General features: G+C 70.2%; 20 protein-coding genes. 4 read left to right on the top strand and 16 right to left on the bottom strand.

What is annotated here, in order from left to right; translation table 11 throughout:
* Positions 1–29: 29 nt before the first annotated feature.
* Both ACGFW6_RS14765 and ACGFW6_RS14760 read left to right on the top strand, forming a co-directional pair.
* On the top strand, positions 30–1,691 hold the full coding sequence (locus ACGFW6_RS14765) for an alkaline phosphatase D family protein (protein ID WP_393508375.1): 1,662 nt from the start codon (positions 30–32) through the stop codon (positions 1,689–1,691).
* A 318-nt stretch (positions 1,692–2,009) separates the two neighbouring features.
* Complete coding sequence (locus tag ACGFW6_RS14760; protein WP_393508372.1) at positions 2,010–3,002, top strand: zinc metalloprotease; 993 nt, start codon at positions 2,010–2,012, stop codon at positions 3,000–3,002.
* A gap of 2 nt (positions 3,003–3,004) precedes the next feature.
* Here ACGFW6_RS14760 and ACGFW6_RS14755 read toward each other — a convergent pair whose 3' ends face one another.
* Positions 3,005–3,574, bottom strand: a complete 570-nt coding sequence (locus tag ACGFW6_RS14755) for a dienelactone hydrolase family protein (protein ID WP_393508369.1) — start codon at positions 3,572–3,574, stop codon at positions 3,005–3,007.
* A gap of 95 nt (positions 3,575–3,669) precedes the next feature.
* Between ACGFW6_RS14755 and ACGFW6_RS14750 the strand changes: the two genes are divergently transcribed.
* Positions 3,670–4,791, top strand: a complete 1,122-nt coding sequence (locus ACGFW6_RS14750) for a mechanosensitive ion channel family protein (RefSeq protein ID WP_393508366.1) — start codon at positions 3,670–3,672, stop codon at positions 4,789–4,791.
* A gap of 129 nt (positions 4,792–4,920) precedes the next feature.
* On the opposite strand, the gene ACGFW6_RS14745 is transcribed toward ACGFW6_RS14750, so the two are convergent.
* The 6 genes from ACGFW6_RS14745 to ACGFW6_RS14720 all read right to left on the bottom strand — a co-directional run bounded on the left by ACGFW6_RS14745 (position 4,921) and on the right by ACGFW6_RS14720 (position 10,690).
* Positions 4,921–5,661 carry an SDR family NAD(P)-dependent oxidoreductase gene (locus ACGFW6_RS14745; protein ID WP_393508363.1) on the bottom strand — a complete coding sequence of 247 codons (741 nt, stop codon included), beginning with the start codon at positions 5,659–5,661 and terminating at the stop codon, positions 4,921–4,923.
* A 38-nt stretch (positions 5,662–5,699) separates the two neighbouring features.
* Positions 5,700–7,286, bottom strand: coding sequence for a Na+/H+ antiporter (locus ACGFW6_RS14740; RefSeq protein ID WP_393508360.1), 1,587 nt, complete (start codon positions 7,284–7,286; stop codon positions 5,700–5,702).
* Positions 7,287–7,488: 202 nt separating this feature from the next.
* A complete protein-coding gene (locus ACGFW6_RS14735) occupies positions 7,489–7,956 on the bottom strand; it encodes a GNAT family N-acetyltransferase (protein ID WP_393508357.1) in 468 nt (155 codons plus the stop codon).
* Positions 7,953–8,897, bottom strand: coding sequence for an RluA family pseudouridine synthase (locus ACGFW6_RS14730; protein WP_030950530.1), 945 nt, complete (start codon positions 8,895–8,897; stop codon positions 7,953–7,955). Before ACGFW6_RS14730 ends, ACGFW6_RS14735 begins: the two co-directional genes overlap by 4 nt.
* A 72-nt stretch (positions 8,898–8,969) precedes the next feature.
* Positions 8,970–9,623: a signal peptidase II gene (lspA, locus tag ACGFW6_RS14725; RefSeq protein WP_393508354.1), complete on the bottom strand. Its 654-nt coding sequence runs from the start codon at positions 9,621–9,623 to the stop codon at positions 8,970–8,972.
* A 71-nt stretch (positions 9,624–9,694) separates the two neighbouring features.
* The gene (locus ACGFW6_RS14720) at positions 9,695–10,690 is read right to left on the bottom strand and encodes a TraR/DksA C4-type zinc finger protein (RefSeq protein WP_393508351.1); all 996 of its coding nucleotides are present in this window, start codon (positions 10,688–10,690) and stop codon (positions 9,695–9,697) included.
* Positions 10,691–11,283: 593 nt separating this feature from the next.
* Here ACGFW6_RS14720 and ileS point away from each other — a divergent pair.
* Positions 11,284–14,430 carry an isoleucine--tRNA ligase gene (ileS, locus tag ACGFW6_RS14715; RefSeq protein ID WP_393508348.1) on the top strand — a complete coding sequence of 1,049 codons (3,147 nt, stop codon included), beginning with the start codon at positions 11,284–11,286 and terminating at the stop codon, positions 14,428–14,430.
* Positions 14,431–14,639: 209 nt separating this feature from the next.
* Here the strand turns inward: ileS and ACGFW6_RS14710 are convergent, their stop codons facing one another.
* The 9 genes from ACGFW6_RS14710 to ftsW form a co-directional block, all read right to left on the bottom strand.
* Positions 14,640–15,797 (bottom strand): DivIVA domain-containing protein, encoded by a 1,158-nt coding sequence (locus ACGFW6_RS14710; protein ID WP_393508345.1) that lies wholly within the window; start codon positions 15,795–15,797, stop codon positions 14,640–14,642.
* A gap of 55 nt (positions 15,798–15,852) precedes the next feature.
* Positions 15,853–16,140: a YggT family protein gene (locus ACGFW6_RS14705; RefSeq protein WP_030950525.1), complete on the bottom strand. Its 288-nt coding sequence runs from the start codon at positions 16,138–16,140 to the stop codon at positions 15,853–15,855.
* Positions 16,141–16,199: 59 nt separating this feature from the next.
* Positions 16,200–16,841, bottom strand: a complete 642-nt coding sequence (locus ACGFW6_RS14700) for a cell division protein SepF (protein WP_030950524.1) — start codon at positions 16,839–16,841, stop codon at positions 16,200–16,202.
* 125 nt (positions 16,842–16,966) lie between these two features.
* Positions 16,967–17,686 carry a YggS family pyridoxal phosphate-dependent enzyme gene (locus ACGFW6_RS14695; protein WP_393508341.1) on the bottom strand — a complete coding sequence of 240 codons (720 nt, stop codon included), beginning with the start codon at positions 17,684–17,686 and terminating at the stop codon, positions 16,967–16,969.
* A 6-nt stretch (positions 17,687–17,692) separates the two neighbouring features.
* Entirely contained in the window at positions 17,693–18,421 is a 729-nt protein-coding gene (pgeF, locus tag ACGFW6_RS14690; protein ID WP_393508338.1) for a peptidoglycan editing factor PgeF, read from the bottom strand.
* Positions 18,422–18,431: 10 nt separating this feature from the next.
* On the bottom strand, positions 18,432–19,628 hold the full coding sequence (gene ftsZ / locus ACGFW6_RS14685; protein WP_393508335.1) for a cell division protein FtsZ: 1,197 nt from the start codon (positions 19,626–19,628) through the stop codon (positions 18,432–18,434).
* 287 nt (positions 19,629–19,915) lie between these two features.
* A complete protein-coding gene (locus ACGFW6_RS14680) occupies positions 19,916–20,713 on the bottom strand; it encodes a cell division protein FtsQ/DivIB (RefSeq protein ID WP_393508332.1) in 798 nt (265 codons plus the stop codon).
* Between the two features lie 23 nt (positions 20,714–20,736).
* A complete protein-coding gene (gene murG / locus ACGFW6_RS14675; RefSeq protein ID WP_030955152.1) occupies positions 20,737–21,831 on the bottom strand; it encodes an undecaprenyldiphospho-muramoylpentapeptide beta-N-acetylglucosaminyltransferase in 1,095 nt (364 codons plus the stop codon).
* A gap of 6 nt (positions 21,832–21,837) precedes the next feature.
* Positions 21,838–23,211: a putative lipid II flippase FtsW gene (gene ftsW / locus ACGFW6_RS14670; protein ID WP_393508329.1), complete on the bottom strand. Its 1,374-nt coding sequence runs from the start codon at positions 23,209–23,211 to the stop codon at positions 21,838–21,840.
* Between the last annotated feature and the right edge of the window lie 33 nt (positions 23,212–23,244).

Below are 23,244 nucleotides of genomic sequence, written 5' to 3'. Positions count from 1 at the left end.
GTGTGTACCGATCAGTAACCTGATCGGCTGTGACCAGTCGATACAGATCATCCGAGACGTTCAACTCCCCCACCCCTCGCCGCCGTACGGTCGTCAAGGCCGCGGCGGCGACGGCTGTCCTGGCGGGTCCGCTCGCCGCCGCGCTGCCCGCGCGTGCGGCCGGGCAGGGGCCCGCCTTCCTGCACGGCGTCGCCTCCGGTGACCCGCTGCCCGACGGCGTCCTGCTGTGGACGCGCGTGACGCCGACCTCCGACGCGACGCCCGGCTCCGGGCTCGGTCCGGATACCGAGGTCAGCTGGGTCGTCGCCCGGGACAAGGCGCTGATGAACATCGTCGCCAAAGGCTCGACCACCGCGACCGCCGCCTCCGACCACACGGTGAAGGCGGACATACGGGGCCTGGAGCCGGCCACCGACTACTGGTTCCGCTTCTCGGCCGGCGGCACGGACTCCCCGGTGGCGCGCACCCGCACCGCGCCGGCGGCGAACGCCTCCGTCTCCGGCCTGCGCTTCGGCGTGGTCTCCTGCGCCAACTGGGAGGCCGGCTACTTCGCGTCGTACCGCCACCTCGCCGCCCGCGGCGACCTGGACGCCTGGCTGCACCTCGGCGACTACATCTACGAGTACGGCACCGGCCAGTACGGCACGCGCGGCACCGTCGTACGGAAGACCGAGCCCGCGGGCGAGATCCTCACGCTCGCCGACTACCGCGGCCGGCACGGCAAGTACAAGACGGACGCGGATCTGCAGGCCCTGCACGCGAAGGCGCCCGTCATCGCGATCTGGGACGACCACGAGATCGCGAACGACGCCTGGTCGGGCGGCGCCGAGAACCACACCGAGGGCGCCGAGGGCGCGTGGGCCGCGCGTCAGGCCGCCGCCAAGCAGGCGTACTTCGAGTGGATGCCGGTACGTCCGGCCATCGCCGGCACCACCTACCGGCGGCTGCGCTTCGGCAAGCTCGCCGACCTCTCCCTGCTGGACCTGCGTTCGTTCCGCTCCGAGCAGGTCAAGGTCGGCAACGGCGAGGTCGACGACCCGGACCGCACCCTCACCGGCCGCGCCCAACTGGACTGGCTGAAGGCGGGCCTGAAGTCCTCCGACACCACCTGGCGGCTGGTCGGCAACTCGGTGATGATCTCGCCGTTCGCGATCGGCTCCCTCTCCGCGGACCTGCTCAAGCCACTCGCCAAGCTGCTGGGCCTGCCGCAGGAGGGCCTCGCCCTCAACACCGACCAGTGGGACGGCTACACGGACGACCGCCGCGAGCTGCTCGCCCATCTGCGCTCGAACGCGATCCGCAACACCGTGTTCCTCACCGGCGACATCCACATGGCGTGGGCCAACGACGTGCCGGTGGACGCGGGTACCTACCCGCTGTCGGCGTCCGCCGCCACGGAGTTCGTCGTCACGTCGGTCACCTCCGACAACCTCGACGACATCGTGAAGGTCCCCGAGGGCACCGTCTCCGCGATCGCCTCGCCGATCATCCGGGCCGCAAACCGGCACGTCCACTGGGTCGACACCGACCGTCACGGCTACGGCATCCTCGACATCACGGCCGCCCGCGCGCAGATGGACTACTACGTCCTGGCCGACAAGACCAAGCAGGACTCCGGCGCCTCCTGGGCCCGTTCGTACCGCACCCGCAGCGGCACGCAGAAGGTCGAGCGCACCTACGACCCCGTGTAAACCCTGTACCTCACGGTCGATTTTCGGCCACTCCTGGCCCGATTGCGGGCCGTTAACCGGAGATCACATCGCTACGGCGGGTGGTGCGAGCCGCGTCCCGAATACGGACACACCACCCGCCCGGGCAACGGAACCCGTTACGCCGCGATCTCACACTCCGGACAGTTGATCATTCACTTACCCCAAATACCCCCATCTGCCGGGTATTTGATTGGGCCTGATCGATTCTCTTCGGACATGGGCATGTCCACGTAATGTCCGGGCGGCGGCCAGGAAGACCCCTGCGCCCTCTCCCCAACGCATCAGCCAGGAGTCAGCATGCGTGTGCTTGCCCGGATATCCCCCTCAAAGCGCAGACGTGTTCTTGCCACGACAGCCGTGGCCGGAACCCTGATGCTCACTCCGCTGTCGGCCCCCACCACCGTCGCGGCGGCCCCGGCTCCGGCCGCCGACTGCGCCGAGGAGAGCAGCCCCACCGCGGCCCGCGAGGCGCACCCCGGACACGGTGGCGAGGCCGTCGCCGAGCCCAACGAGGTCAGCGCGGCCAAGGCCCAGGCGATGGACGCCGATCTGCGCAAGAAGCTCGACAAGCTGCCCGCCACCGGCAACCGCAGCCTCGCGGCCGCCGCCTCGACCACCATCCCGGTCTACTTCCACGTCATCCACGACGGCGCGACCGGGCAGCTCGACTCCGCCGACATCAACGCCCAGATGAACGTCCTGAACGCGGCCTACGCCGGCCAGGGCACCGGGAACGTCGACTCCGGCTACCAGTTCACCCTGGCCGGCACCGACTACACCGACAACGCCGCCTGGTACGACGTCGGTTACGGCTCGCCGGAGGAGAAGGCGATGAAGTCCGCCCTGCGCAAGGGCGGCGCGAACGCGCTCAACGTCTACACCGCCAACCTCGGCGACGGCCTCCTCGGCTGGGCGACCTTCCCCAGCTCCTACAAGTCGAGCCCGTCCATGGACGGCGTGGTCCTCCTCGACACCTCGCTGCCGGGCGGCTCGGCCACCCACTACGACCAGGGCGACACCGCGACCCACGAGGTCGGCCACTGGATGGGCCTGTACCACACCTTCCAGGGCGGCTGTAACGGCAACGGCGACTACGTCGAGGACACCCCGGCCGAGAAGAGCGCCGCGTACGAGTGCCCGGAGGGACGGGACACCTGTACCCGCAAGGCGGGCGCGGACCCGATCCACAACTTCATGGACTACACGTACGACGACTGCATGTACCAGTTCACCGCCGGTCAGGTGACCCGCATGCAGCAGAGCTGGGCGGCGTACCGGGCGGCCGGCTGAGCCTAGAGGGAGTCCAGGAAGCCGAGCGCCACCCGCCAGGTGGCCTCGGCGGCCTCCTCGTCGTAGTCCGGCAGGTCGGGGTCGGTGTAGAGGTGACCGGCCCCGGCGTATCGGTAGACCTCGACGTCGGCGCCCGCTCTGCCCATCTGGAGGTACCAGGCGCTCAGCCAGTCGTCCGTCTCGAACGGGTCCGGCTCGGCGACATGCAGCTGCACCGGCAGCTCGTCCACCGAGGCGTTCGCCGCGATGTCCGACGTGCCGTGCAGAAGCAGCAGTCCGCGCGCCTTCGCGTCGCCGAGCCCGAGGGTCTGGGCGATGGAGGCGCCGAGCGAGAACCCCGCGTAGACCAGCCCCCGGTCCGAGTAGGGCGCGGCGGCGAGCACGGCCCGCTTCAGCAGTTCGTCCTTGCCGATCTGCTGGTTGAACTCCATGCCCTGCTCGACCGTGTCGAACGTGCGGCCCTCGAAGAGGTCCGGCGTCCACACCTCGTGTCCGGCAGCCCGCAGCCGGTCGGCGGCCCGGTGCACGGCGGGCCTGAGGCCATAGGTCGAGTGAAACAGCATGATGTTCATGAGGCCATGGTGCCAGCCGGGTACGACAGTGCCGTGACCACCGCCTCACCGGCGCGGATGTTCATGACCCCCCTTTGCTGGTTACGTTCGGAGGCATGGAGAACGTACTCCGACCGCTGATCGTGATCGGTGGCTCGGTGCTGCTCACCCTGATCATCGGGTGGGCCACCGACCGCCTCATGCGCAAGGCCGACGAACGACACAACGAGACACCGCTGTGGGGTCTGCTGCGCCAGGCCCGCATTCCCTACCAGCTCGTGCTGTGCACGGCCCTGCTCAGAGGGTCCTACGACGAGGCCGAGCTGTTCCTGCAGAACCGGGTCGCCATCGGCAGGGTGCTGACGCTGGTGCTGATCGGGGCGGCGGCCTGGCTGGCGATCCGGATCGCGGCGGCCGTCGTGGAGACGTCGTACAGCCGCTATGCCCGGGTGCACCGCGATCCGGCGCGGGTCCGCAGGGTGCGCACGCAGGTGACGTTGATCATGCGTGTGGTGTCCGCGATCGTCGGCGTGGTCGCGGTGGCGGCGATGCTGCTGACGTTCCCGGCGATGCGCGCGGCCGGTGCCTCGCTGCTGGCCTCGGCCGGCATCCTCGGCATCGTCGCCGGTGTCGCCGCCCAGTCCACGCTGAGCAACATGTTCGCCGGGCTGCAGATCGCCTTCGGCGACATGGTGCGCATCGGTGACACCGTCGTGGTGGACGACGAGTGGGGCACCGTCGAGGAGATCACCCTGACGTTCCTGACGGTGCGGACCTGGGACGAGCGCCGGATCACGATGCCGGTGTCGTACTTCACGTCGAAGGCCTTCGAGAACTGGTCGCGCGGCGGCCCGCAGATGACCGGCACGGTCTTCCTCCATCTCGACCACTCGGCACCGCTGGAGGCCATGCGCGAGCGGCTCCGCGACATCCTGCGGGAGTGCCCGGCGTGGGACGGCCGGGACTACAACCTGGTCGTCACCGACTCCACCCCCAGCACGATGGAGGTGCGGGCCCTGGTCACCGCGAAGGACGCGGACGACCTGTGGACGGTCCGGGTCACGGTGCGCGAGCAGCTGATCAGCTGGCTGGCCGAGCGCCACCCGTACGCGCTGCCGCGCGTCAACGCCGCGGACGCGGCCCTGCCGCCCGGCTTCCCCGTCCCCGGCCGTCTCCCGGGCGCCCGCCGCACCTTCCAGCACGACCACCAGCCTTCACCACGGCCGGACCGCCTCTGAAGCCGGACCGGCAACGCCGAGAGGGGCGCGGGGCTGTAGTCGAACCACGGCTGCCGCCGGGCGGGCGCGACCCGCCGCAACGGCTCCGCAGCCGACCACGCGCCCCTCACGCCACCCCCCGCGGCCCGCTCAGTGGCCGCGCTCGGCTCCTCCGTTGACCTGGATGATCTGCGAGGTGATGTGCCCGGCGCCGTGCGACGCCAGCCAGTGCAGGGTCGCGGCGACGTCCCCCGGCGTGCCGGCCCGCCCGGTCGAGGTCTCGGCGATCAGCCGGGCGCGCCGCTCGTCGTCCATCCCGTCGCCGAAGAACTCGGTGTCCTCGACATAGCCGGGCGCGACCACGTTCACGGTGATCCCGCGCGGCCCCAACTGCCGGGCCAGGTCGTGGGCGTACGGGTGCAGCGCGGCCTTGGACGCCGCGTACGCCACGCTGCCGGACCCCCGGAAGGCGGCGATGGAGCCGATGAACAGCACCCGCCCGCCGGGGTCCGCGAGCCGGTCCTTCAGGGCCTCGGTGAGCAGGGCCGCGGTCAGGGTGTTGAGGCCGAAGTTGAGGGTCCAGCTGTGCAGGACGACGTCGAGGGGCTCGTCGCTGTCCACGTCGGGCTCCCGGTACCCGGAGCCGCCGGCACTGTGGATGAGGACGTCCACGGTGCCGAGCTCCGACGCCACGAACCGCTCCACCCCCCGTACACCGCGCGGCCTGCTCAGATCCGCCGCGTAGGTGAGGGCCCCGGGCACGTCGGCCCGCTCCAGCACCTCGGAGCGCCGCCCGAGCAGGAGCACCCGGTCGCCGTCCTCCGCGAACAGCCGGGCCGCCGCGAGCCCGATTCCGGTACCGCCACCACTGATGACAACGTTGCGAGCCATGATCAGATCGTACGAAGCCCAGGGCTCCGACGGCGAGGTCAGCGCAGGCTGCGCACGTCCAAATGCCGCAGCACCCGGTCCACCACCTCCGGGTCCGCCCCCGGTTCGCTGCGCGCCGCCAGCACCTCGTGCCGGGCCGCGCTGAGCATGTCGAGCTGGATCCGGCGCACCCGTTTCAGCCGCCGTACCCGCTGCTGATGCGCCTCACGGCGTTCGTCCTCGGCCATGTCGGGGCTGATCCGCACCCCGATCTCGAACGCCCGCCGCAGCATCTGCTCGGACAGGTCCTCGGGCAGTTCCTCGACGGCCTCGATCTCCTTCAGCCGCCTCTTCGCCGCCTTGGCCGCCCGCACCGCCAGCTGCTTCTCGAACTCCTGCTCCCGCTCGCTGTCGGCGCGCACACCGAGCAGTTTCACCAGCCGCGGCAGGGTCAGCCCCTGCGCCACCAGCGTCGCCATGATCACCCCGAACGCGATGAAGATGATCTCGTTGCGGTGGGGGAAGGGCTCACCCGAGTCGGTCTCCAGGGGAATGGCCAGCGCCAGGGCCACGGACGCCACGCCCCGCATCCCCGACCACCACATCACGACGGTCTCGCGCCAGCTCATCGGGACCTCTTCGTCGTAGTCCCGCTTGGCGTGCATGCGCTTGGTGAGCCAGGTGGCCGGCAGCAGGTACAGCAGGCGCACCAGTACGACGACGCCGACCACCAGGGCCGCCCAGCCGAGCAGCTCGTCCCAGCGGCCGGACGCGGTGCGCACCGCGATGTGCAGTTCGAGCCCGATCAGCCCGAACGCGACCCCGGTGACCAGCGTGTCGACGATGTCCCAGAAGGTGTGCCCGGCGAGCCGCGTCATCACGTCGTCGGCGTCGGTGGCGTACTCGGCGAGGAACATGGCGGTGACGAGCACGGCGAGCACGCCGGAGCCGTGGAACTCCTCGGCCAGCACGTACGAGGCGTACGGCACGAGCAGCGAGAGCCCGATCTGGAGCGTCGCGTCGCCCAGCATGTCCATCAGCTTGTAGGCGCCCCACCCGAGGGCGAGCCCGACGGCCAGCGCCACGACGGCGGACAGGACGAGGTCGAGTCCGGCCTCCCACGCGGTGAAGTCGCCGCTCACGGCGGCGGCGATGGCCACGTGGTACAGCACGATGGCCGTCACGTCGTTGAAGAGGCCCTCGCCCTCCAGGATGGACACCAGACGCCTCGGCAGCCCGAGTTGCCCGGCGACGGCGGTCGCGGCGACCGGATCGGGCGGCGCGACGAGCGCGCCCAGTGCCACGGCGGCGGCGAGCGGGAGCCCCGGCACGATCGCGTGGGCGACCGCGGCCACGCAGAACGTCGTGACGAACACCAGCGCCACGGCGAGCAGGAAGATGGGCCGCACATTCGCCGCGAACTGCCGCCACGAGGTGCGCCGCACGGCCGCGTACAGCAGGGGCGGCAGCAGCAGCGGGAGGATCAGGTCGGGCGGGACCTCGACGTTCGGCACGAACTCCAGCAGCGCCAGCACGATCCCGAGCAGCGTCATCAGCACCGGCGCGGGCAACCCGAGCCGGTCCCCCACCGGGACGCTCACCACGGCCCCGAGCAACAGCACGAACAACAGGGCCAACTGGTCCACGGTCAGCGCTCCGCGTCTGGACGATCAAGAACCTTCAAACGTCCAGCGTGCCACGCGCACCCGCGCGACAGCCGCCTTGTCGACGCCCCGCCGGGCACTGTTCTCCGCCTCGACGGAGAAAGACGGCGGTCGGCCAGGACCTCGCGGCCCGGCGACACCGGGCGTCGGCGGCCGTCGGCATCCGCGTCGGCGTCCGCGTCGGCTACAGAACGCGTCGCATCGCCCGGTGCGGCATCCCCGCGTCCGGGAACTCCGGCCCGTACGCCACGTACCCCAGCCGCTCGTAGAAGCCCAGGGCGTGCGTCTGCGCGTGCAGATCCACGGCGGTCAGGCCGCGTGCGCGTGCCGCGTCCTCTATCGCCCGCACCAGGGCCGCCCCGACGCCCAGCCCGCGGGCCTCCTGCGTGACGGCGAGCCGCCCCAGCGAGCCCACCGACGGGTCGCCGTCGGTCTTGGCCGCGGCCGCCTCGCCGTACAGCAGCCGTCCGGTGCCGAGCGGCAGCCCGTCCTCCCGGACGGCCAGCACATGCACGGCACCGGGGTCATGGGCGTCGTACTCGATCTCCTGCGGGACGCCCTGCTCGACGACGAAGACCTCCTTGCGCACCGCGAAGCACGCCTCCCGGTCGGCAGGGTCGTCGGCGACCCGCACGGCATACGTCGGGCTCATCCCCACGTCTCCTCGCGGACCTGGTCCAGCGCCTTCTGGAGGTCGGCCGGGTACTCGCTCTCGAACTCGACCCACTGTCCGTCCCCCGGGTGCTCGAAGCCGAGCCGCACGGCGTGCAGCCACTGGCGGGTCAGCCGCAGCCGCTTGGCGAGGGTGGGGTCGGCGCCGTACGTCAGGTCGCCGACGCAGGGGTGCCGGTGGGCCGCCATGTGGACGCGGATCTGGTGGGTGCGCCCGGTCTCCAGCTTCACGTCGAGCAGGGAGGCCGCGCGGAACGCCTCGATGAGGTCGTAGTGCGTGATCGACGGCTTGCCGTCGGCGGTGACCGCCCACTTGTAGTCGTGGTTCGGGTGGCGGCCGATCGGGGCGTCGATGGTGCCGCTGGTGGGGTCGGGGTGGCCCTGGACGAGCGTGTGGTACCGCTTGTCGACCGTGCGCTCCTTGAACTGGCGCTTGAGCGAGGTGTACGCCCGCTCCGACTTGGCCACCGCCATCAGCCCGGAGGTGCCCACGTCGAGCCGGTGCACGATGCCCTGGCGCTCGGCGGCGCCGGACGTCGAGATCCGGTAGCCGGCGGCGGCCAGCCCGCCGATGACGGTCGGCCCGCTCCAGCCCGGCGAGGGATGCGCGGCGACTCCGACCGGCTTGACGATCACGACCACGTCATCGTCGTCGTGCACGATCTCCATGCCTTCGACCGGCTCGGCGACGATCTGCACGGGCGCGGGCGCCTGCGGCATCTCGACCTCGAGCCAGGCCCCGCCGTGCACCCGCTCCGACTTCCCGACCACCGACCCGTCGACCATGACCTTCCCCGCCGCGGCAAGCTCGGCCGCCTTCGTACGGGAGAAGCCGAACATGCGGGAGATGGCGGCGTCTACGCGCTCGCCCTCCAGGCCGTCGGGCACGGGCAGGGTGCGGATCTCGGGAATCGTGCTCACCAGACGAGTATGCCGGACCGGGCCGGCACCCCCGCACGGAGCCTGTGGACAACCCCCTCGACCCTGCGGGTCTCAGTCCTTGTGCACGGTGCCGTCGGGGTCCAGGCCCCGGAACGACAGCAGCACGATCAGGATGCCGCCGCACACGATCGCCGAGTCGGCGAGGTTGAACACGGCGAAGTGCTTGGGCGCGATGAAGTCCACGACCGCGCCCTCGAAGACGCCCGGCGAGCGGAAGATCCGGTCGGTGAGGTTGCCGAGCGCGCCGCCGAGCAGCAGACCGAGCGCGATGGCCCAGGGCAGGCTGTACAGCTTGCGCGCGAGCCGGGCGATCACCACGATCACGGCCGCCGCGATCACGGTGAAGATCACGGTGAAGGCCTCGCCGAAGCCGAAGGCGGCGCCCGCGTTGCGGATCGCCTCGAACTTCAGCCAGTCCCCGATGATCTCGATCGGCGGGTGGTGCTCCAGCTTGGCGACCACGATCATCTTGCTGATCAGGTCGAGGGCGTACGCGAACACCGCGACGCCGAACAGCACGGCGATCCGGCGCCTGCCCCGGGGCGGTCCGGCCGCAGCGCCCTGCGACGCGTCGCCGGACGACTCGGCCGACGCCGCGTCACCGGCGTCGCCGGCTCCCCGCGCGTCCGCGCCGGACTGCTCCGGCTCGGCTGCCGCCGGCTCTGGGGTATCCGGCGTACCGATGATGCGCTCCGCCTCTGCCACGTGAGTCCCTCGACCTAGGTACCTGACTGAGGACGAGAGTACGACACGTCCCGCGGGGCCCGGGCCACCGGTCAGTACCGCCGTTCCTGCTTCTGCTTGCACTCGACGCACAGGGTCGCGCGCGGGAAGGCCTGCATGCGCGCCTTGCCGATCGGCTTCCCGCAGTTCTCGCACAGGCCGTAGGTGCCCGCGTCGAGCCTCTCCAGGGCCCGCTCGGTCTGTTCGAGCATCTCGCGCGCGTTGGCGGCCAGCGCCAGCTCGTGCTCGCGCGTGATGTTCTTGGCGCCGGTGTCGGCCTGGTCGTCGCCCGCGCCGTCGCCGGAGTCCCGCATCAGGCCGACGAGGGACTGTTCGGACGACTCGAGCTCGTTGCGCAGCCGCATCACCTCGGCCATCAGCTCGGCCCGCGCCTCCTCGACCTCCTCCGCGGTCCAGGGGTCCTCACCGGGGCGCACCGCGAGCTCGCCGGGCTCCACCGCGGCGAGGCGTGCCTTGGGAACGGCGGTCTTGGCCGCCGTGGCCGTGCCAGGGGTCTTCTTCGCAACCACCGTCGTGGCTCCTGTCTGCTCCGCGGCCTGCGCCGCGCCCACCTTCTTGACCCTGCTGTCGGCGACCGCACGCTTCCCGGCCGCGCTCTTCCTGGCGGTGCTCTTCTTGGCAGTGCTCTTCTTGGCGTCGCTTTTCTTGGCGTCGCTCTTCTTGGCGGCGCTCTTCCTGGCTCCGGCCTCCTTGGCCTCGCCCTTGTCCGCCGACTTCCCGGCGGCGGGCTTCGCCGCGGCCGCCTCCTTCTTGCCCGCGGCTTTCTTCCCGGCCGCCCTCGGAGCGGCTGCCGCCTTCTTCTCCGCGGCCTCGGGGACAGCGGCCGTCTTCTTCCCGGCAGCCTTGCCGGACCTCCCGCCGGCCTCCTGACCGGCTCCTTCGCGGGCCTTCCCCTTGTCCTCCGCGGCGCCCCCCTGCGCCGTCTTCTTCCCCTTCACGTCCTTGGCCGCCCCGCCGGCGGCGCCGGCACGCGCATGTGTGGATCTGCTCGACGCCGACTGCTGTACGGCGGTCTTCTTCGCCACCATGCCGCGGCCCCTTCACATATTGTGATCTTGCTCGCGAATCGTGCTGGGACGATAAATCGACTTGAGTCCCGCGGCAACGGGGCACACCGCCCGATTCGCCCGCCTCGCGCATGCCGCGCGGCAGACATGCATGCGTTGTGCCCAGCTCCCCGCGGGGTATGCAATCGAGCGGGACGTCCCAGAATCCGAACAGGCGTACCGCACCATTCGGGTCACCGCCGCGCGAACGCGAGCCGCGGCCACCCGCCCCGGAAATCCGGTCGGCCGCTGTCCGCGAGGCGCCGTACACTGGGCGGAGCGAAAAGCGTGGATGGGGACGAGTAGCGGCGTACGCAGCCCAGAGCGACCCGGGGACGGTGGAAGCCCGGGGGCGAGCGCGACGTGAAGATCACCCCGGAGCCGCCGGAAGAAGACCCGCCCAGGGTTGGTAGACCCGGCATCGCGACCCCAATGAGGGGGCTCGCCGACGCACACCCCGCGTCGGAGGGCCAAGGAGGGTGGTACCGCGGGAGCGCGCCGAAACCGGCGCAAGGAAGACTCGGCTCTCGTCCCTCCGGACGGAAGGCAGCAAGTCCGCCGGAGGAAGCTCGCTGATGACAACGCCGACGTACCGCCAGGTGCCCGCCCAGGTCGACCTGCCCGCGCTCGAGCACGCGGTGCTCGACTTCTGGCGCGAGCAGAAGATCTTCGCCAAGAGCCTGGAGCAGTCCGAGGGCCGCCCCGAGTGGGTGTTCTACGAGGGCCCGCCCACCGCCAACGGCATGCCCGGCGCCCACCACATCGAGGCCCGCGTCTTCAAGGACGTCTTCCCCCGCTTCCGCACCATGCGCGGCTACCACGTGGCCCGCAAGGCCGGCTGGGACTGCCACGGCCTCCCGGTGGAGCTGGCGGTGGAGAAGGAGCTCGGCTTCTCCGGCAAGAAGGACATCGAGGCGTACGGCATCGCCGAGTTCAACGCCAAGTGCCGCGAGTCCGTGCTGCGCCACACCGACGCCTTCTCCGACCTGACGACCCGCATGGGCTACTGGGTCGACCTCGACGACGCCTACGTCACGATGGAACCCGAGTACATCGAGTCCGTGTGGTGGTCGCTCAAGGAGATCTTCAACAAGGGCCTGCTGGTCCAGGACCACCGCGTCGCCCCCTGGTGCCCGCGCTGCGGCACCGGCCTGTCCGACCACGAGCTGGCCCAGGGCTACGAGACGGTCGTCGACCCGTCCGTGTTCGTCCGTTTCCCGCTCACCTCCGGTCCGCTCGCCGGTGAGGCCGCGCTCCTGGTGTGGACGACCACGCCCTGGACGCTGGTCTCCAACACGGCCGTGGCCGCGCACCCCGAGGTCACCTACGTCGTGGCGACGGACGGCACGGAGAAGCTCGTCGTCGCCGAGCCGCTTCTCGCCAAGGCCCTCGGCGAGGGCTGGGAGACCACCGGCCAGTCCTTCACCGGCGCCGAGATGGAGCGCTGGACGTATCAACGACCGTTCGAGCTCGTGGAGTTCCCGGAGACCGAGGGCGGCACCCACTACGTCGTCAACGCCGAGTACGTCACCACCGAGGACGGCACCGGTCTGGTCCACCAGTCCCCCGCCTTCGGTGAGGACGACCTCAAGGTCTGCCGCGCCTACGGCCTGCCGGTCGTGAACCCGGTCCGCCCGGACGGCACCTTCGAGGAGGACGTCCCGCTGGTCGGCGGCGTCTTCTTCAAGAAGGCGGACGAGAAGCTCACCGAGGACCTTGAGCAGCGCGGTCTGCTCTTCAAGCACATCCCGTACGAGCACAGCTACCCGCACTGCTGGCGCTGCCACACCGCGCTGCTCTACTACGCGCAGCCGTCCTGGTACATCCGCACCACCGCCGTCAAGGACCGCCTCCTCCAGGAGAACGAGGACACCAACTGGTTCCCGGAGACGGTCAAGCACGGCCGGTACGGCGACTGGCTGAACAACAACATCGACTGGGCGCTGTCCCGCAACCGCTACTGGGGCACCCCGCTGCCGATCTGGCGCTGCGAGGACGACCACCTGACCGTCGTCGGCTCCCGCGCCGAGCTCACCGAGCTGACCGGCACCGACCAGTCGGCCCTCGACCCGCACCGCCCGTTCATCGACGACGTCACCTTCGACTGCCCGAGTTGCGCCAAGACGGCCACGCGCGTGCCGGAGGTCATCGACGCCTGGTACGACTCGGGTTCGATGCCGTTCGCGCAGTGGGGCTACCCGTACAAGAACAAGGAGCTGTTCGAGGCCCGCTACCCGGCGCAGTTCATCTGCGAGGCCATCGACCAGACCCGCGGCTGGTTCTACACGCTGATGGCGATCGGCACGCTGGTCTTCGACAAGTCGTCGTACGAGAACGTGGTCTGCCTCGGCCACATCCTCGCCGAGGACGGCCGCAAGATGTCCAAGCACCTGGGCAACATCCTGCAGCCGATCCCGCTGATGGACCAGCACGGCGCCGACGCGGTGCGCTGGTTCATGGCGGCCGGCGGCTCCCCGTGGGCGGCCCGCCGCGTGGGCCACGGCACGATCCAGGAGGTCGTCCGCAAGACGCTCCTGACGTACTGGAACACGGTCGCCTTCCAGGCCCTGTACGCCCGTACGTCGAACTGGGCGCCCTCCGCGGCCGACCCGGCCCCGGCCGACCGCCCGGTCCTGGACCGCTGGCTGCTGTCCGAACTGCACGCGCTGGTCGACCAGATGACCCAGTCGCTGGACGCCTACGACACCCAGCGCGCCGGCAAGCTGCTCTCGGCGTTCGTCGACGACCTGTCCAACTGGTACGTCCGCCGCTCCCGCCGCCGCTTCTGGCAGGGCGACAAGGCGGCGCTGCGCACCCTGCACGAGGTCGTCGAGACGGTCACCAAGCTGATGGCCCCGCTGACCCCGTTCATCACCGAGCGGGTCTGGCAGGACCTGGTCGTCCCGGTCACCCCGGGCGCCCCGGAGTCGGTCCACCTGGCCTCCTGGCCGGAGGCGGACCTGTCGGTGATCGACCCGGAGCTGTCGAAGCAGATGGTGCTGGTGCGCCGCCTGGTCGAGCTGGGCCGTGCCACGCGCGCGGAGTCGGGCGTCAAGACCCGCCAGCCGCTGTCCCGCGCCCTGGTCGCGGTCTCGGGCTTCGACACCCTGGACCCCGAGCTGCACGCGCAGATCACCGAGGAGCTGAACGTCTCGTCGCTGGCGTCGCTGTCCGAGGTCGGCGGCAGCCTGGTGGACACCACCGCCAAGGCGAACTTCCGCGCCCTGGGCAAGCGGTTCGGCAAGCGCGTCCAGGATGTGGCGAAGGCCGTCGCGAACGCGGACGCTGCGGCGCTGTCGCTCGCCCTGCGCGAGGGCACGGCGTCCGTGGAGGTCGACGGTGAGACGGTCGCCCTCGCCCCGGACGAGGTGATCATCACGGAGACCCCGCGCGAGGGGTGGTCGGTGGCGTCCGACTCGGGTGCCACGGTCGCCCTGGACCTGGAGATCACGGAGGAGCTGCGCCGTGCGGGCCTGGCCCGAGACGCGATCCGCCTGATCCAGGAGGCCCGTAAGAACAGCGGTCTGGACGTGGCCGACCGCATCGCCCTGCGCTGGACGGCGACGGACCCGGCGACGATCGCGGCGCTCGGCGAGCACGCCGAGCTGATCGCCGACGAGGTCCTGGCGACGGACTTCGCCCAGGGCGAGGCGGACGACACATACGGCTCGGCCTTCACGGACGAGGGCCTGACCCTGACGTTCCGCCTGCGCAAGCAGTAGCGGGACTCAGCCGCACGATCGAAGGCCCGGAGCCACCAAAGAATCTTGGTGGCCCCGGGCCTTCGGCGTTGTGTACGTCGGACACCTCACCCGTCCCCGAACAAACACGGCACACTCCGCGAACACGCGTAGCAAAAGGGCGGGGCCCCGGATCAATATCCGGGGCCCCGCCCTGAACGCTGCCGACGCCTGTGGCGTACTACCAACCGTCAGTTGTCGTCCTCGTCGATGAGGAACCCGCGCATCGGCGACGGGGCCTGACCCATGGGGCCGGGGCCCTGCGGCCGGACCGGAGCCATCGGCTGGGTCATCGCCGGGGACATCTGCTGCTGACCGCCGTAGGACGGAGCAGCCGGGGACGGGGCGCCGCCCATGCCCTGGTTGCCGCCGTACGACGGGGCACTCGCACCGGCCGGAGCCATGGAAGGCGCCGGGGACGGCGGGAGCGACGCAGCGGCCGGAGTGCGCGGCGGGGCGAGCGAGTCGTCCGCCTGCGTCTCCAGCTGGCGCAGCTGGGACTCCAGGTAGGACTTCAGCCGCGTGCGGTACTCGCGCTCGAAGCCGCGCAGGTCCTCGACCTTGCGCTCCAGCGTGGCGCGAGCGGACTCCAGGGAGCCCATCGCGACGCGGTGCTTCTCCTGCGCGTCCCGCTCCAGGGCGTCGGCCTTGGCACGGGCGTCACGCTCGAGACCCTCGGCACGCGAACGCGCCTCGCCGACGATCTTGTTGGCCTCGGAGCGGGCCTCGGCGATCGCCTGGTCGGCGGTCTGCTGCGCGAGCGACAGAACGCGTGCGGCGCTGTCGCCGCCGGGGCCGCCCTGACCGGGACCGCCCATCGGGCCACCCATAGGACCGCCCATGGGGCCGCCCATCTGCTGCATGGGGGGCTGGCCCATCGGCCCCGGACCCTGGCCCATCGGACCGGGACCCTGAGGGCCACCCTGACCGCCGGGACCGGCGGGCAGCTGCGGGGCACCGCTCGGCAGCTGGGGCGGACCACCCATGGGGCCACCCATCTGCTGCTGCGGCGGGCCCGATATGCCGGCGGGTACAGGACCGCCGGGACCGCGCATGCCCTGCTGAGGCATTCCCTGCTGCGGCATGCCCTGCTGAGGCATCCCGCCCTGCTGCTGGTCCTGCGGACCGCCGGGCCCCTCCGGAGGCTTGCGCATGTTCTGCTGGTTCTGGGCAGCAGCACGCGTGGCCGCGGCCAGCTTGGCGCGCAGGTCCTCGTTCTCGCGGAGCAGGCGCGTCAGTTCGGCTTCGACCTCATCGAGGAAGGCATCGACCTCGTCCTCGTCATAGCCTTCTCGGAGGCGGACGGTCGTGAACTGCTTGTTCCGCACGTCCTCGGGGGTCAACGGCATTTCTTCACCTCAACGTAGTCGTCGGCAGTCGGCAAGACCGTATCTGTCACATCGGTCACATCGCGCTCCGTACAACGGTGATCAGGATGTAGACGATGATCATCAGTACGAAGAAGGACAGGTCGAGCGCCACGCCCCCGAGACGCAGCGGCGGGATGAACCGCCGCAGAAGCTTCAGCGGTGGATCAGTGACAGTGTAGGTGGCCTCCAGAACGACCACCATCGCCTTGCCGGGTTGCCATGAGCGGGCGAACTGGAAGACGTAGTCCATGACCAACCGGAAGATGAGCACGATGAGGAACACCATCAGCGCGATGTAGAGAACCTGCAGTACCACGCTCATGACTGGTGTTTCCCTCTCCCCTGTTTCCCAGTTCCGTGCTGTTCTTCCGGTGGTGCGTCTCAGCTCTGGTTGAAGAACCCGCCCTCTGCGATGCGGGCCTTGTCCTCCGCCGTGACATCGACGTTAGCAGGCGACAACAGGAACACCTTCTGCGTCACCCGCTCGATGCTGCCGTGAAGACCAAACACCAAACCTGCCGCAAAGTCGACAAGTCGCTTCGCGTCTGTGTCATCCATCTCAGTCAGATTCATGATCACCGGGGTGCCCTCACGGAAGTGTTCCCCGATGGTACGGGCCTCGTTGTAGGTCCGGGGGTGAAGTGTGGTGATCCGGTACGGCTCTCGTTCCGACACGACCTTGGGCATGATCACCGGTGCGTTCTTCTCCAGGCTTGCGCGTTCTTGTGTGATGGACGCCACGGGCGCGATGCGCGCCGGGCGGCCGGATTCCGCGGGTAGCGAAGTGGCACGGGCCACAGGTTCGCGCGGCGCGGGCGGCTGAACGATTCGCACCTCTTCGTCCCTTTGGGACTGATGTGCACTGTGCGACTGGTGGGACGGCTCATGCCGTCGGTGGTCCCGCTCGGGCTCCGGGTCCAGTTCGGGCTCGAAGTCGTCATCGGGGTCGAACCCCCGGCCGTCGTACCCATCGTCCTCCACGAGGCCGAGGTAGACCGCCATCTTGCGCATCGCGCCGGCCATGCTCTGAGTCCTCCGCTCTGTGGTGGATCGACGACTGTCAAGTGCCCGCGATCCACGCGGTCATTACGCCCGACTTTCGGCGACATTGACCATATTTTCTGCTGTGGTCCGACTTCTTGGCGACGTTACCCGAGCCTGGGGCGGACTCCGAGTACCGCAGTGCCGACGCGCACATGTGTCGCACCCGCCGCCACCGCCTCCTCGAGATCCGCACTCATCCCTGCCGACACCATGTTCGCAGCCGGATGAGCTCGGCGCAGGTCGGTCGACAAATCCATCAACCGCTCGAACGCCGCCTGTTGGCGCCCCTCGTACTCCCCGGTGAGCGGGGCGACGGTCATCAGCCCGGCCAGCCGCAGTCCCGGAGCCTTCGCGATGAGGTCGGCCAACTCCTCGATGCCGCCCGGAGCCACACCGCCCCTCTCACCTCGGGCGCTCTCGCCGGCGTCCAGGGCCACCTGGATCAGACAGCCCACCTCGCGCTCCTGCCGTACGGCCTCCTTCGAGAGCGCCGTCACCAGCCGGGAGCGGTCGACCGACTGCACGAGGTCCGCGTAACCGACCACGGACCGCACCTTGTTGGTCTGCAACTGGCCGACGAAGTGCCAGGCGAGAGGCAGATCCGAGCATGCGGCGGCCTTGGGGGCCGCGTCCTGGTCGCGGTTCTCGGCGACGTGGCGCACACCGAGTTCCGACAGGACCCGGACGTCGCTCGCGGGATAGGTCTTGGTGACCACGATCAGGGTCACCTCCTCGCGGGCACGTCCGGCGGCCGCGCAGGCGGCGGCGATTCGTTCCTCCACCTGCGCCAGGTTTGCGGCGAGTTCGTCCTTGCGGTCCGTCATGTCCATTCAGTCCAGCCAGACATATCCCGCGAGCCGCCCCGTGGTGCGGTCCCGGCGGTACGAGAAGTGGTCGCCCGACTCCAGCGTGCACACCGGCGACTGCGCCCGGTCGTGCACTCCGAGCCGCGCGAGCTGGGCGTGCACCCCGGCGGCCACATCCACCGCCGGTGTGCCCCAGCTGGTCTCGGCGGACGCGGTCGGCTCCTCGGCGGCCACCTCGGCACGCATCCCTTCCGGTACCTCGTAGCAACGGCCGCAGACGGCGGGCCCGGTGCGGGCGACGATCCGGGCGGGGTCGGCGCCCAGTTCCGTCATCGCGCGCAGCGCCGCCGGGACGACCCCGGCGATCATGCCCGGCCGTCCCGCGTGGGCCGCGGCGGCGATCCCCGCTACCGGGTCGGCCAGCAGGACCGGCACACAGTCGGCGGTGAGGACGGCGAGGGCGAGACCCCGCCGTGCGGTGACGATCGCGTCGACCTCGGGGACCGGACGATCACGCCATGGTCCGTCGACCACCGAGACGTCCGCCCCGTGCACCTGGTTCATCCAGACCACGTCGCCCGGATCGAGCCCGAGCGACTTGGCGGCCAGCTCGCGGTTGGCGGTCACGGTCCCGGGGTCGTCGCCGACCGCTCCGCCGAGGTTGAGCTCCTCATACGGAGCGGCGCTCACCCCGCCCCACCGGTCGGTGAAAGCGAAGTGCGCGCCGCTCACGGTGTCGCGCTGTCCTATCACGTCAGAAGGATCACTTAAGGAAGTCCGGGACGTCCAGTTCCTCCGCCGCACTGTCGGCGTAGGTCCGCGACGGCGGCACCGGCGGGGCGACCGGAAGGTCGGCCACCGGCTCCGGCGCGGGCTCCGGCTCCTCCTTCGGCGTGACGCTGCCGAGCGAGCCGAAGGACGGACGGCTCTCGGGCTGGCGCGCCGGAGCGGGCTCCTCGCGGCGGGGCGAGGAGGAGGTCGAGCCGAGGACGTTGTCCCGGCGGGCCGGCGGCTGGCCGCCGTCGAAGCCGGCGGCGATCACGGTGACCCGGACCTCGTCCCCGAGGGCGTCGTCGATGACCGCGCCGAAGATGATGTTGGCCTCGGGGTGGGCGGCCTCGCTGACCAGCTGGGCCGCTTCGTTGATCTCGAACAGGCCGAGGTCGGAGCCGCCGGAGATGGAGAGCAGCACGCCCCGGGCGCCGTCGATGGACGCCTCCAGCAGCGGCGAGGAGATCGCCATCTCGGCCGCGGCCACCGCGCGGTCGTCGCCGCGGGCCGAGCCGATGCCCATGAGCGCCGAACCGGCCTCGGACATGACCGACTTGACATCGGCGAAGTCGAGGTTGATCAGGCCGGGCGTGGTGATGAGGTCCGTGATGCCCTGGACACCGGAGAGCAGGACCTGGTCGGCCGACTTGAAGGCGTCGAGCACCGAGACCTGGCGGTCCGAGATGGACAGCAGCCGGTCGTTCGGGATGACGATGAGGGTGTCGACCTCTTCGCGGAGTTCGGCGATGCCGTCCTCGGCCTGGTTGGCGCGGCGCCGTCCCTCGAAGGTGAACGGGCGGGTGACCACACCGATGGTGAGGGCACCCAGGGAGCGGGCGATGTTGGCCACGACGGGCGCGCCGCCGGTGCCGGTGCCGCCGCCTTCACCGGCCGTCACGAAGACCATGTCGGCCCCCTTGAGGACCTCCTCGATCTCCTCACGGTGGTCCTCGGCGGCCTTGCGGCCGACGGCCGGGTTGGCTCCGGCGCCGAGTCCGCGGGTGAGTTCCCGGCCGACGTCGAGCTTGACGTCGGCGTCGCTCATCAACAGCGCCTGTGCGTCAGTGTTGATGGCGATGAACTCGACGCCCTTGAGACCGACCTCGATCATCCGGTTGATGGCATTGACACCACCGCCGCCGACACCGATGACTTTGATGACTGCGAGGTAGTTCTGCGGTGCTGCCACGTCGAAGGCCTCTCGCCTCGAGTTACGGGTCGTCGGTTCACAAGAAGCGCTGCGCTTCCGGAGCCGGCGACTGATGCCGAATGGGACGGTCCGTAGCGCCGACCCGAACCCTAACCCTGAAGTTTAGGGTTACCAGTGTGTCTGTTCCTTGAAGTCTTCTGAACAGGACACTAAGTCGACAAGTGGCGCACGTTCAACGAACACGCCGAACCTCCCGTTTTTCTTTTCACCCTATGTGATCAGCCATGTCGCTGCCCAACCAGGGTGCTGGCCTGCGCAGATGTGCGTCAACTCCCCGATGACGCGGGGGCGGTGGGAACGCTCACGTCGAAGTACCGCGCACGCGGCGAGGCTTTCATGAGAGCGGTGAGTGTGCGAGCCTTGGCGGCTCCCTTCTCGCCACTCCCCCATGCGACGGTCCGGCCGTCCCGCAACTCCAGCGAGATGTCGTCGTAGGAACGGACCTTGACGACCAGGGTGTCGTGCGAGACGGCGGCCGGAATGGCGCCGGCGACGCGCACCGCCTCACGCACCAGACGGTCCTCTCCGAAGCGGCGCAGACTCGCGGCCGCGGAGCTGGACCGGGACACCGTCAATTCCAGTGCGGGAACGCCTTTCGGAGGCGTGGAAACCGTGGCGAAACGGACACCTTCATCGTCCACTTCGATGAACTTTCCGCCTTTTTGCACCATCAGAACCGGAGTACGTTCCATCACTTTCAGGCTGATTCCCCGGGGCCAGGAGCGGACTACGTCAACCTCGTCAATTCGGGGCAATTTCCGGCGCAGACGCGCCTCAATCGCACCGGTGTCGACGGAAATCAGCGGTGCCCCGACGGGGACGTCGGCCGCGTCACGGACCTGCTCGGGCGTCAGGACCCGGGTACCCGCGACCGATACGCGCTCGACGCGCAGCCACTCGGAGCCGTAGAGCAGCCACGCGGAGCCCGCCCCCAGGAGCACAAGGAGGGCGGTAAGGATGATGATCATACGAAGACGCGACAGCCTCAACCGCCGCCGGGCGAGGGGCGGGTCGGACGACTCCTGCTGGCGTTCACCGCGCTCGGCGGTCGTCGGTCCGGCCACGCTCCCTGCCCTCCGTCACACGGTTACTGGCGGCGGTGCGAGGCGATCGCCTCGTACACCATGCCGACGAGCAGGTCGTCGGCGTCCCGGCGGCCGAATTCGCTTGCGGCGCGGGACATCTCGTACAGCCGGTGCGGGTCGGCGAGCACGGGCAGGACGTTCTGCTGCACCCATTCGGGCGTGAGTTCCGCGTCGTCGACCAGCAGCCCGCCGCCGGCCTTGACCACCGGCTGGGCGTTCAGCCGCTGTTCGCCGTTGCCGATGGGCAGCGGGACATAGGCGGCCGGGAGTCCGACGGCGGAGAGTTCGGCGACGGTCATCGCACCCGCGCGGCAGAGCATCATGTCGGCCGCGGCGTACGCGAGGTCCATCCGGTCCAAGTAACTTACCGGGATGTAGGGCGGCATTCCCGGCATCTGATGCACCTGCGGCAGTTCGTTCTTCGGACCGACCGCGTGCAGGATCTGGATTCCGGCCTGCTGGAGCCAGGGCGCGACCTGCTGGACGACCTCGTTCAGCCGCCGTGCGCCCTGCGAGCCGCCGGAGACCAGCAGCGTCGGCAGGTTCGGGTCGAGCCCGAACATCGCGCGGGCCTCGGGGCGGCGGGCAGCCCGGTCCAGGGTGGCGATGGTGTGGCGCAGCGGGATGCCGATGTAGCGGGAGTTGCGCAGCTTGCTGTCCGGCGTGGCGACGGCGACCTGGGCGGCGTAGCGCGAGCCGATCTTGTTGGCCAGGCCCGGGCGGGCGTTGGCCTCGTGGATGATGATCGGCACGCCGAGGCGCTTGGCGGCGAGGTAGCCGGGCAGCGCCACATAGCCGCCGAAGCCGACGACGGCGTCCGCCTTGGTGCGCTCCAGGATCTGCTCGGTCGCCTTGATCGTGCCGCGCAGCCGGCCCGGGACGGTGATCAGCTCGGGAGTGGGCTTGCGCGGCAGCGGTACCGCCGGGATCAGCGCGAGTTCATAGCCGCGCTGCGGCACCAGCTTGGTCTCCAGGCCGCGCTCCGTGCCCAGGGCCGTGATCCCCACGGTCGGGTCCTGCCTGCGCAGGGCGTCCGCGAGGGCGAGCGCGGGCTCGATGTGGCCGGCGGTCCCCCCACCGGCGAGTACGACATGCACCGAAATTCACCGCTCTCCGGACGAACGCGCCGCCGAGGCACGCCGTCGCATCGTGTTCCATCTCCGAGGAGCCCCGGTCCCGCCTCTGGCCGGCACCGAGCCTCCCGCACGCTTTCTACCAAAGCGGGGTTGCCGCACGGAAAGCGCTGCCCGCGCAGCGGGCTCATCGCGTGCGAAGGCGATGAGCAGCCCGATGGCGAACATGGTCGGCAGCAGGGCGGACCCCCCGTACGAGAACAGCGGCAGGGGGACGCCGGCGATCGGCAGCAGACCGAGCACCGCACCGATGTTGATCACCGCTTGCGCGGTGATCCAGGTGGTCACGCCTCCCGCGGCGTACCTCACGAAGGGGTCCTCCGTGCGTCCGGCCACGCGGATACCCGCATAGCCTAGAGCCGCGAAGAGGGCGAGCACCGACAGCGTCCCCGCCAGGCCCAGTTCCTCACCGGTGACGGCGAAGATGAAGTCGGTGTGGGCTTCGGGTAGTTGGCCCCATTTCTCCACACTCGCGCCGAGCCCGGAGCCGAAAATTCCGCCGGATGCGAGCGCATAGATCCCGTGCACGGCCTGCCAGCAGTCGACGGCGCCGCTGCGCGGTTCGGTGGCGCCCAGGCACTGGAGGCGGGCCATGCGGTTGGCGCTGGTCTTGATCAGGAGCAGCCCGATCAGCCCGGCGACCGACAGGACCCCCACGAACAGCCGGGTCGGGGCCCCCGCCAGCCACAGCAGGCCGAACAGGATCGCCGACAGGATGATCGCCGTACCCATGTCGCCGCCGAGCATGATCAGTCCGAGCAGCATGAAGGCGACCGGCACGAGCGGCACCAGCATGTGCTTCCACTGGTTCAGCAGCTTCTTGTCCTGCTTGCGGGCGATCAGGTCGGCGCCCCACAGCACCAGCGCCAGCTTGCCGAACTCGCTGGGCTGGATCTGGAAGGAGCCGCCGAGGGCGATCCAGTTCTGGTTGCCGTTGACCGCGACTCCTATCCCGGGCACCTGCACCAGCGCCATCATGAAGACGGCGCCCGCGAGGATCGGGTAGGCCAGCGCGCGGTGCAGCTTCACCGGCATCCGGGAGGCCGCGAACAGCAGCCCGGCGCCGATCACGGCGGCCAGGAGCTGCTTGCGGAAGAAGTACGACCCGGGCAGCGACATCTGCAGCGCGGTGATCTGGGAGGCCGAGTAGACCATCACCAGACCGAGCACGGTGATCAGCAGGCTGCCGCCGAGGATCAGGTAGTACGCGGTCAGCGGGCGGTCCCACGCCCGCTGCAGACGCGTGTAGAGCCGCCGTACCGCGTTGTCGCGCGGCGGCCCCGGAGCTGCGGGCCGCCGAACGGCGCGCTGCACGGGCGGCCGGCCCGTACGGCTACCGGGCATCGGCGCTCACCGCCTCGCCGTGGGCGTACGAAC

Origin of the sequence: Streptomyces sp. Y7 (assembly GCF_043195415.1) — a bacterium.
GTDB lineage: Bacteria > Actinomycetota > Actinomycetes > Streptomycetales > Streptomycetaceae > Streptomyces.
This window is presented reverse-complemented; position numbering and strand designations above follow the sequence as displayed.